This is a genomic window from Chitinivorax sp. B (assembly GCF_005503445.1).
Classification (GTDB): Bacteria; Pseudomonadota; Gammaproteobacteria; order Burkholderiales; family SCOH01; genus Chitinivorax.
In genome coordinates, this window is the sequence record NZ_SCOH01000041.1 from 32,866 (window position 1) to 42,375 (window position 9,510).

At 51.5% G+C, this 9,510-nt stretch carries 9 protein-coding genes; 4 read left to right on the forward strand and 5 right to left on the reverse strand.

Annotated elements, in window-relative coordinates; translation table 11 throughout:
• Window positions 1-270: 270 nt before the first annotated feature.
• The 4 genes from FFS57_RS20015 to FFS57_RS20030 form a co-directional block, all read right to left on the reverse strand.
• Window positions 271-1,368: a hypothetical protein gene (locus FFS57_RS20015; RefSeq protein WP_137939596.1), complete on the reverse strand. Its 1,098-nt coding sequence runs from the start codon at window positions 1,366-1,368 to the stop codon at window positions 271-273.
• Between the two features lie 155 nt (window positions 1,369-1,523).
• Complete coding sequence (locus FFS57_RS20020) at window positions 1,524-2,951, reverse strand: PQQ-dependent sugar dehydrogenase (protein WP_137939597.1); 1,428 nt, start codon at window positions 2,949-2,951, stop codon at window positions 1,524-1,526.
• 205 nt (window positions 2,952-3,156) lie between these two features.
• Complete coding sequence (locus FFS57_RS20025) at window positions 3,157-3,804, reverse strand: DsbA family protein (RefSeq protein ID WP_137939607.1); 648 nt, start codon at window positions 3,802-3,804, stop codon at window positions 3,157-3,159.
• Window positions 3,804-4,706, reverse strand: coding sequence for an MBL fold metallo-hydrolase (locus FFS57_RS20030; RefSeq protein ID WP_137939598.1), 903 nt, complete (start codon window positions 4,704-4,706; stop codon window positions 3,804-3,806). The genes FFS57_RS20025 and FFS57_RS20030 overlap by 1 nt, the downstream gene beginning before the upstream one ends.
• A gap of 110 nt (window positions 4,707-4,816) precedes the next feature.
• Here FFS57_RS20030 and FFS57_RS20035 point away from each other — a divergent pair, with 110 nt between their 5' ends.
• From FFS57_RS20035 to FFS57_RS20050, 4 genes are all read left to right on the forward strand, one after another.
• Window positions 4,817-5,722 carry a LysR family transcriptional regulator gene (locus tag FFS57_RS20035; protein ID WP_137939599.1) on the forward strand — a complete coding sequence of 302 codons (906 nt, stop codon included), beginning with the start codon at window positions 4,817-4,819 and terminating at the stop codon, window positions 5,720-5,722.
• A 211-nt stretch (window positions 5,723-5,933) separates the two neighbouring features.
• The gene (locus tag FFS57_RS20040; protein ID WP_137939600.1) at window positions 5,934-6,788 is read left to right on the forward strand and encodes a hypothetical protein; all 855 of its coding nucleotides are present in this window, start codon (window positions 5,934-5,936) and stop codon (window positions 6,786-6,788) included.
• Window positions 6,789-7,146: 358 nt separating this feature from the next.
• The gene (locus FFS57_RS20045; RefSeq protein WP_137939601.1) at window positions 7,147-7,578 is read left to right on the forward strand and encodes a hypothetical protein; all 432 of its coding nucleotides are present in this window, start codon (window positions 7,147-7,149) and stop codon (window positions 7,576-7,578) included.
• A gap of 515 nt (window positions 7,579-8,093) precedes the next feature.
• Window positions 8,094-8,654, forward strand: a complete 561-nt coding sequence (locus FFS57_RS20050; RefSeq protein WP_137939602.1) for a hypothetical protein — start codon at window positions 8,094-8,096, stop codon at window positions 8,652-8,654.
• 321 nt (window positions 8,655-8,975) lie between these two features.
• Here the strand turns inward: FFS57_RS20050 and FFS57_RS20055 are convergent.
• The coding region (locus FFS57_RS20055; protein ID WP_137939603.1) for a GAD-like domain-containing protein at window positions 8,976-9,510 on the reverse strand (535 nt) is incomplete at its 5' end.

Genomic DNA, 9,510 nt, shown 5'->3' on the forward strand with positions numbered 1-9,510 from the left:
TTTTTTATCATGCAGGATGTTTGTGCCAATATCTCAAGAATGGCAGGGTAACCGGGGTGGCAGGCGTGGCGAGCTTAATCTCGACCTTCATCAATTTGGTATTGGTATGTCTACAACACCATGATTGGTAGTGGTTTTTGTCGCTGGTGGTGTAGTCAGCAATTGAACTGAGGCTTGCTGGTCATAGCGGAGAGAGGGTGGCTCGGACTAAGTTTTGGAGATGGCTGGTAGTAATCGATAGATGACTGTTCGTGAGATGAGAGGCCCTGTTTAAGTCGCTTTGCCTCGCAATGGGTCAAGTACCTTTCTCATGTTGATCATGGTGGTTTCGGCGTGGTTGATCCAGGCTTTCAAATTGGTACTGCTAATGGTGGTTTGTAGGAAAGTGGCTTGTTGCATGGTCTGCAGGATGGGTTGAAGCAGGCTTTCTGCCAATACCATGCGATTTCCCGGTGTGGTACTGATCATGCTCAGTACCCCTGCAAGCATGATGTAGACCTGCTTGAGCCACTCATCAGCCTGCCCCTGCATGGCAGCTGCCAGATAAGCCACACAAATGGCGATAGTGATGCGATGAAGCCTGTCGTTGATGCTTGTGCCTAGCACAGTATCGTAGCTGCCTGCGTGCAACATCGATTTGGCAAGTAACCGGCCGGCGTATAAAGCCGCTTCGGCTTGAATGGCTTCACCAAGCGGATCATGGGGAATTGTAGTTGTAGCCAGTACCGAGACCGCGGTTAACTGTGTGCGCATCAGTGAGACATGGCCCCGCAATAGATGGGCCAGTTGCTGATACAGTAAGGCGTAGGCTGAAACATGTGCCAAGCCGGAGGCCAGCTTGAGGCGTGGATCTGACAGCACCAGGAAGGTTTGTGCATCCATGGGGACTTTGTAACGGGTACCGCCATCACGGATCTCGGGCAAAAAATCCAGCATCGCCGACAGCCGTGCATGCAAGGTATAAGGGGCTAGTGTTGCACCGGCACTGACGGCAAGACAGTAAGTTTTTGTATCACCATCCCCTAGACTGGTTGCCCCACCGGCAACATGTGCGGCACTGCCAATCACCCCTATTACTTGCCTTGGTTGCAGGCGACGGATAATGGGATCGTCAGCCAGTAGGTTATTGAAGCCTTCGCAAATATCAATCAGGAACGACCAGGCACTATCTTGATAATTTCGTACCCAGGCACCGCCCAGTTGTGAGTAATGCTGGCTAAAACGATCACTATCAAGGCCGATATCGCCCACATGTGGTTGAAGCAACGGGGACATGGCCTCGATATGGACGGACGTTGGCATGCCGATGGTCAGTGTGCCCAACTTGGTCTTCGGGCCTGTCAATTTTTGTTGCCATAAGCGTTTCATTTGATGAACTCATCCTGCATACAGCACCATAATGCCAAAGGCATGATTGGTTGTTCAGCTTAATGCCGGTTTTTGCGTATGTCTTGTTCTTTACGATGGGCGTATCGCCTTTGCAGATGAGCTAACCGATATCTGATTACGGGATTGATGCTGTTTCAGTTGGCGGCGATCTGGTAGATCGTGCCCCCTTTGCTACTCAATAGGTACACTTCCTGCTGTCCATCTTGACCAAATGAAACGATATTGCCGACATTGGCCACCGGCCAAGTGGTTTGTTCCACAACCGCTCCGTTTCGATAGGCAAAGCTCTTCAACCAGCCGCTGCAGTAATCCGAATAAAAATAATGTCCTTGCAAGGCCGAGATTGCGTTGCCACGGTAAACCACACCACCCGTGATCGAGCAACCATCATTATGGTTGTACTCCAGCACTGGTAATGTTTGGCCGGTAGTATCACAGGTGCCGCTTGGGTAGCAGCGGGTACCTTCCGTAATATTCCATCCATAGTTGAGGCCTGCTTGGCCAATCGAAGCCGCATTGACTTCTTCGCGTTCGTTTTGCCCTACATCTGCGATGAACAAGGTATTGCTGGTGAAATCTATCGTGAAGCGCCAGGGGTTACGCAGGCCATAAGCCCAGATTTCAGGTAGTTTGCCAGCTTGCGATACAAATGGATTATCGGGTGGAATGCGATACGGATTGGTAGTAGTGGCATTTCGCACGTCGATACGCAGTAATTTGCCTAACAAGGTGCTCAACTTTTGCCCATTGCCCGCAGGGTCGCCACCACCACCGCCATCGCCAGTGCCCAAATACAACATATTGTCTGGCCCAAAATGCAACAGGCCGCCATTGTGATTGCTCAGGGCTGGATTGCGTGCAATCGACAGGATGCGCAAGCCGCTGTTGGGGTCAGCTAAATCAGCATTGTTGCTGGCGACCTGATAGCGCTGAATGGCAATATTGCCCTGTAAATCGGTGAAATAGACATAGAACAGCCCATTGTTTGTATAGTCCGGGTCAAATGCCATCGACAGCAGGCCACGTTCGCCGCCACTGGCGACAATGCTGCGGATATCGAGGAAGGGGGTGGTCAACAGCACACCGCTTTTTACGATGCGAATGCGGCCAGCTTGTTCCACAACGAACAACCGACTATCGCCAGAAGGTGCGGTCAAATACACCGGGCTACTTAAGCCGCTGATGACTGCACGCAAGGTCAACGACTGGGTATTGGCCGTGCGGAATTGAACGGTTGCATTGGCTTGTGTACCGGCTGTTACATTGATGGATTGGGTTGCAGGCTGAGGCAGGTAGCGAATATTGTTGGCCAATACGTCATTGACAGCCAGCTGATAGCTACCGGGAATCAGATTGGTGACGGTTTGTGTGGCATGGATGGTATGTACGGTCCCATTGGGGGCCATCAGGCTGGCATTGGCCTGTGAGCCATCAGGCAGACCTGCGAGCGTGATGAGAATACTGCCCGTTGTGGATTCGCCACCACCTCCCCCGTTGCTACCGCCACAGGCTGTCATGCAAACGAGCATCCACAATCCAAGCATGTCTCGAAAGATTCGCATGACATCCCCCTTTTACGGTTGGCCTGCCTTTATCTTAGGTATTGTTGGTGATGTTTTATAAGTTGTGTAAGGGCAAGCTGCGCCGAGACCGTAGGTGGTAGCGCATGGTGATGTGCGGAGGGAGCGTTCTGAAGTGGGGTATCAGGGAAGGACCCGGTTAGGCAAAGACTATGGCACGGCCTATTGGCACGTGCCATATTGCTGATCAGTGGATCAATTTTGTTAAGTGCGCTTGCCAGGCTTGCTGTTGCCCTAGGTAATGGCTGGGTTCCAGTACGCTGAATTGGCCATTTCGCTCCAGCACAAAGGTTGGAAACCCTTGTCGACCCGTGCGGGTTAGCCACTGTCGACTGGCCGAAGTGTGGGCTGCGGTCTGCGCGCCCTGGTATGCAGCGAACTGTTCAGCAAATGCCTCGGTATCCAGCCCCAGCGATTCAGCTAATTCAATCAGTATTGGGCCATCGGCAATCCGGCGACCCTCTACATAGTGAGCTTTCTGAATCCTGGCCAGCATGACATGAGCTGGTAGACCCATTGCCGCCGCTGCCAATATTGCTGCAATCGGTGGCGCAGAATCCAGTACCGCAGTCCGATCTTTTAACAAACCGTCGAAGTAGGCCGTACCAAAAGGCTGCCCGGTGATGCTGGCAATACGTTGATCATGTTGCATCACGTACTGGCGTAGTGAATCGGTCACTGCTTGGCGATTGGCGCCTGTCATCATACCGCCACCGTGCAGGGTGAGCGTGAGGCCGGGGATGTCGGCCGCTGCGCTCACCAGTGGCGAGGCACCATAGCACCAGCCACACAGTGGATCATAGATATAGTGCAAGGTAGCATAGGGCGCTTGCATCATTCTGCTGGCCATTTCATTTCACCCATAGCCACCTTGGCGCTCAGCTCCAGGCTGGACACGTCTTCCAGTGTTGGGTAGTGCTGTTTCATCGCGGCAATCAGGTCTGCCGAGTTCTTAGCCTTGGCAGCTTCTACCTCGAATGTCTTGATATAGTCGCGGGTAAAGCGGACCGATTCCAATGTGTGAGGCGCACCCTTGGTGAAGTGACCAGGTACCACGACTTCTGGCTTCAGATCTTCGATTTTCTGCAGTGTGGCCAACCAATCCGCACGTGCCTCCTTGGTTTGCGCATCGGCCATCCATACATGGCTATTGCCCACGACTTGCACGCCACCTACTACAGCCTTGATGGATGGAATCCAGACAAAGGTCATTTCGGACTTGGTGCCGTTGATACCCATCACTTCCAGCTTCTTGCCATCAACCGTCAGCACGTTGCCTTGAATCGGGCTAGGCACGTAGGCCTGCTTGGGGGCGCCTGCACCCAGTTTCGGGCCCCAGAACGCTAACTTGCCAGTCATGGTGTGCTTGATGTGTTCAATCGTTGGCTGGGTTGCGACGATGCGCGCCTTGGGGAATGCGGCTCGTAACGGCTCCAGGCCAAAGTAGAAATCCGGGTCGCCGTGGCTGATCAGGATGGTGGTCAGCTTCTTGCCACTTTGCTTGATTTTGTCGACCAGTTTGGCGCCATCGATCGTGGAAAACTGGGCATCAATCAAAACAGCTTCGGTCTTGCCCGTAATCAGTTCAGACGATACCGAGAAAATGGCTGCTTCGCCTGGGTTGTAAACATCCAGCTTCAGATCGGATGAAGCCGCTAGCGCAGTGTGCGAGGCAGACAAGGCAAGCAGGGAAACAGCAGCGGTAACAGCAGCTTTCAGTACAGTGCGACGAAACATGGTGTGCTCCATTGGGTTGGTTGACAATCAGTGATCCGAATAGTAGTTGCACAATACCGATCAAAAAACCGCATAATGATTGTTAGTTTGTTGCATAAATCGAGCAGATAATGGACCGGCTGACAGCCATGCGTGTGTTTGTCGAAGTGGTGGACCGTGGCTCTTTATCCAGCGCGGCGGATAGGCTGGATATGTCACGGGCAATGGTGTCGCGCTATCTGGCAGCACTTGAAGATTGGACTGGGGTACGTTTGCTGCACCGAACTACTCGTAAACTGAGCCTGACTGATGCGGGTAGCGAAACGCTGGCGCGGTGTCGACAAATGCTTGAAATTGCTGATGACCTGCGAACCCAGCTCAATGTACCGGAAGATGCACCACGTGGCATGCTGCGCCTGACTTGCAGCATGTCTTTGGGGCAGGCCTTTCTGGCCCGAGTCGTGACAGCGTATCTAAAACGTTATCCTGCCACGGCGGTTGATCTGTGGTTGGTGGATCGCACTGTCAATCTGGTGGAAGACCGGGTTGACCTGGCCATTCGGATTACCAATCAGCTTGATCCCAATCTGATCGCTCGCAAGTTGGGTGCTTGTCGCTCAATTGTCTGTGCCTCGCCAGATTACTTGCGTGAGCATGGTATGCCGCAGAAGGTTGAGCAACTGGCTTTGCACAACTGCCTGACCTATACCTATTTCGGTAAAAGTTTGTGGGCCTTTTCGAAAGATGGCGAGCCCATGTCGGTGCCAGTCAGTGGCAATCTCAGTGCCAATGAATCAACTGTGCTGCTGGCGGCGGCACTCAGTGGCGCAGGCGTTACCATGCAACCTGCCTATTCCGTCATGCCATGGGTTCGCTCTGGCCAGTTGGTCGCGATTCTGCCAGGGTATCAACCCAATGAAATGGGTATCTATGGTGTGTATGCATCCCGAAAGCAAATGCCCGCCACATTGCGTACCATGCTTGATTTTTTGGTGGATGGTTTTGCGAACGACCCGCATTGGCTCAGTATTGCCTGATGGTTGGATGGGCTAGGTATTGGGAATACCATTTACCTTGAGCAACAAGAGTGGCTAACAAAATTCAGCGAAGTGACTGAGGCAAGGCTACACTTGCTCCCGGACTCATGTCGCCCTAAGCTATGATCCCTTCGTCAACTGCCATGCTGCGCCAGTCGCCAGATTTCATCATATCAGGGCCGGCATGTCCGACATCCAGATGGATTGCACTATGCCCACACCTTTTCGTCACCTTGCCAGCCTGGCGCTGATTGCCAGCACACTATTTACCGCCGCTCACGCGGAAGCCGATCGCCCCACACTGGCCCGCAACCTGCTGATGCAATTGGTACGTCATGGCAGCAGTGTCGATGCACAAATCATCACCCCTACATTGGTTTTGCCACATCGCATGAGTACACGTGATTTTTTGAGCAGGCTACGACATACATTGCAGGATGGCCAAGGCCGCTTGACTGTTGAGGTACCGGCACCAATCAAAAATTGGGGGAGCGGTGGTGGCAGCCCATGGCAGTTTCAAGACCCGCAAATGCAGCTTTATTTCAAAAATCTGTTCGTCAGTATTGTGGCCGGCTTGCGCAACCAGGGTTACAGCATTCAGCTGGGTAAGAACGATTTGTTTCACGGGCACCTTTTTTCTTTCGAGCATGACAGTATGACCGACTATGGCATTCTGTTTCACGCCAAGGAATATCCCAGTGATCGTGACATTGTTGAACAAAATGGTGGTAAAGGTGCGGATAGCACTTTTAGTACACTTGATCCGGCCTACCCGCAACGCAATTTGCTATGGATAGCCTCCAGCTCCAGAATCTGGGCTTTGCAGGCGACTCACCCCAGCCTGACTCCGTTGATCACGGCAGATTGGCTGGACCCCCACAGCGACGATCCTTTCATGCAACAGCTTCACCGTTTGCAGTTGAAAGCGCTCACAGTTCAGGACGCCTATTTCAGTGATCTAGGTACAGCCCTGGGCAGTGTGAACTTCTTCACGCGTGAGACAGTAAAACAATTGATCGGCAATCAGTCCGGGCACGGGGCAATACAGGAGTGGTTGTACTTTTGAGATTGGCTATGGGTACCGAAGTAGGGTGAAGCGACGGTCGCCATCCCGAAAGATGATCAATCAGCGATTGAATGATTTATCAATTACGGAAATTGATTTGTCGATGTTTTTTACATGAGTATATAATTTAATTTATTCGAAATGATGATCGTTCGAATAATGCAGAATAATTGTATTCATGTTAAGTAATTGGGTTTGACTCGATGCTTTATTGCTATTTCATACTTACAATTTCTCAAAAATTAGAAGATGAAATTATATATCAATCAGCATAATTAGTTGCATTGGGCGCGATACTTGCGTGTATTTCCATGTGGGGTGGTTGCTTTAGCTGCCCCGAATTGGAAAGGAACGCATCATGAGTACTTTCACACTACGCACAGCCAGTGGATTATTAGCTATTACTACATTATTCGCAGGCGCCCCTGCCATAGCAGATCAGCAACCTGCCACTACCACTGCGATGCTGGGTGCCGCTCCTTTGTTGGCTCCCATTGCCGTTACCAAAACCTATAGTGCTGCAGTCGATGCCGCTGGTACCTTGATATTTGGTCCGGCAGGCGCTAGCAGCAACCTTCTGCTGGCTGGTAGTTATCAGGTGATTTTTCCCAGTGATGTATCCAAGTGTGTATACACTGCAATCCTGGGTAGCACAGCCCCTGCTTCGCCTGCACCAGGCATCATTGTGGTATCGCCTCGTGCTGGTAATGTGAATGGGGTATTCATCAAAACGACAAATCTGGCCGGGGTATTGTTGAACCAGGCATTTCACCTGCATGTGCAGTGCTGATGCAATGATGGGCTGACAATGTCCCCCTGAATTGCTTGATCTATTCATCAATGGGTGGAATGACACCCATCATTTCGCCCATTGATTGCACCATCGCCCTGTGCCTGCGAGCTTTCCAAAAAACTTCCAGCTTTGCCCCCTGTCAACATCAGCATGCTGCCTCTAGCGCTTTCACCGCTGCAAAGCAACTAACCTGGATATTTCATAAATTGACGCGAGTGCTAGCTTGTCTTTTGACCCATATGAAGATTTTCGTTCTGTCGCGCGTAAGAACCACTACGCGACTCCTTCACGAAATCTCCCTATGAATCAAAATCCTGCGCCATCACCTCGCGAATTTGCGAAGCATCCAGGCTAAACCACATTGTAAGAATACCCTGCTTGTGACGACCAAGGTCAGAACCAATCTTCTGACGAACCCATCGTGTGCTTCATTGAATCTGCAATTGTATTGATCTGCACAAGCCATGCCGTGGTTTCGCAATCATCATTTGACGACAAAAGGATCCAATCCAATGGCAATAGGAAAAATTAGCCCGACACTGACTGAACTGAACTACGACATGGTGTGGAACAAAATGTCGAATGATGTGAAAGGCGCCTTTATCGGGACGCCGCAAAAGGTGAAGTTGCCCGCCGGGTTTCGACTGTATAAATTCACCGAGTTCTATATTGCCAACCGGCAGGGCAAGGTGACTGAATGGTGGAGTCCAGTCAATCCGTACGATATGGACCCAGGCCTGGCAGCACGAATCAGCTTGGCCAAGCATCTGGGGGCCAACCCATCAGATCTGACCCGGGTCATGGCTGCAGTGAAGGAAAACTGGAATGCGCTGACATTTGTACTGCAGGCGGAGCTGCAAAAACCGGTTTACGCATTTTGGGGGCAATGTGCTATGCAACGTCGCCGGGATGCCAATTCACAAACCCGCGCGGGTATTCCGCCAGCCCAAGCCCGTACGGACATGCCAATGGTCAAAACCATCAACCTTCCCGGTTATGCCTGGCAATTCTATTGCCCAGCACTCACCCCAGCCCATATTCGCGAAATCAGCCGCAATCCTGTTGGCACCTGACCAATCCGCTACCAGCCATGTGTGAAAGGCGATCAATCAAAGCTTGATGTAACCGGAGAATCGGTATAGCACAAATCAATCAAGTCCATTTTCTTGAAACGGGAGTGGACTTGAAAATGGTGGGTTTGACAGCACTGATTGCTCATCTTTACCCAGTCCCTCCAAGGTCGCCTGATCACGCTGCCAAGACGGTAGTGCTATCGTGCATCATCGCTACTCGCCGGTCATTGAGTTCGATGTTTTCCCGTTACTTATCCAATTCACACAGCGTACTGGGGATGCTGGAACCCACTGCCTAACCTGTCGGGTTTCCGGCCCGATTCAGATGTCGCTTGGATCGGTGTCCGGAAACTCGATAACCTGCAACGGCTCCAGCTGGGCCAGGAACACCAGATGCTCGATGATGCTGACCTTTTGTAGTTTCTCGACCGTGTTCGGGCAGCCCAGTGCCAAGGCGGGGACATAGCCGTACATTTCGGTGGAGTCCAGGCGGCTGAGTCGGGCTAGGGCACGGTCAAAAAGAGGTTGGCTGTTGCTATCCATCCAATCCATTGAATTGGGATTACTAGCACTTAACCAATATTTGACCGCTATTTCATCTCTTCCCGCTTTTATATGGCTTAAATATATGTGATTTGGATAAGCACATGCGGTAATGGCACTAATTTCTAGCGATGGACCTGTTTTTTCTCCCCATAAGTACAGGTGGCCAAACGCATCCCTTGCAATCACATGGTAGGCATCCAGTTCCATGAATGATGTATCACCAATCCAGGCTTCCAATGCAGGTTCATATTCCTGGGGATTCACCAGCCAGAAACGGCCATTGGCATAGCCCGCCCAGCCGTAGCCCTCC

Excerpts from the sequence above, each read along its gene's own strand:
- FFS57_RS20015 (WP_137939596.1), bottom strand. The coding sequence starts at position 1,368 with ATGAAACGCTTATGGCAACAAAAATTGACAGGCCCGAAGACCAAGTTG.
- FFS57_RS20020 (WP_137939597.1), bottom strand. The coding sequence starts at position 2,951 with ATGCGAATCTTTCGAGACATGCTTGGATTGTGGATGCTCGTTTGCATG.
- FFS57_RS20025 (WP_137939607.1), bottom strand. The coding sequence starts at position 3,804 with ATGCAAGCGCCCTATGCTACCTTGCACTATATCTATGATCCACTGTGT.
- FFS57_RS20030 (WP_137939598.1), bottom strand. The coding sequence starts at position 4,706 with ATGTTTCGTCGCACTGTACTGAAAGCTGCTGTTACCGCTGCTGTTTCC.
- FFS57_RS20035 (WP_137939599.1), top strand. The coding sequence starts at position 4,817 with ATGGACCGGCTGACAGCCATGCGTGTGTTTGTCGAAGTGGTGGACCGT.
- FFS57_RS20040 (WP_137939600.1), top strand. The coding sequence starts at position 5,934 with ATGCCCACACCTTTTCGTCACCTTGCCAGCCTGGCGCTGATTGCCAGC.
- FFS57_RS20045 (WP_137939601.1), top strand. The coding sequence starts at position 7,147 with ATGAGTACTTTCACACTACGCACAGCCAGTGGATTATTAGCTATTACT.
- FFS57_RS20050 (WP_137939602.1), top strand. The coding sequence starts at position 8,094 with ATGGCAATAGGAAAAATTAGCCCGACACTGACTGAACTGAACTACGAC.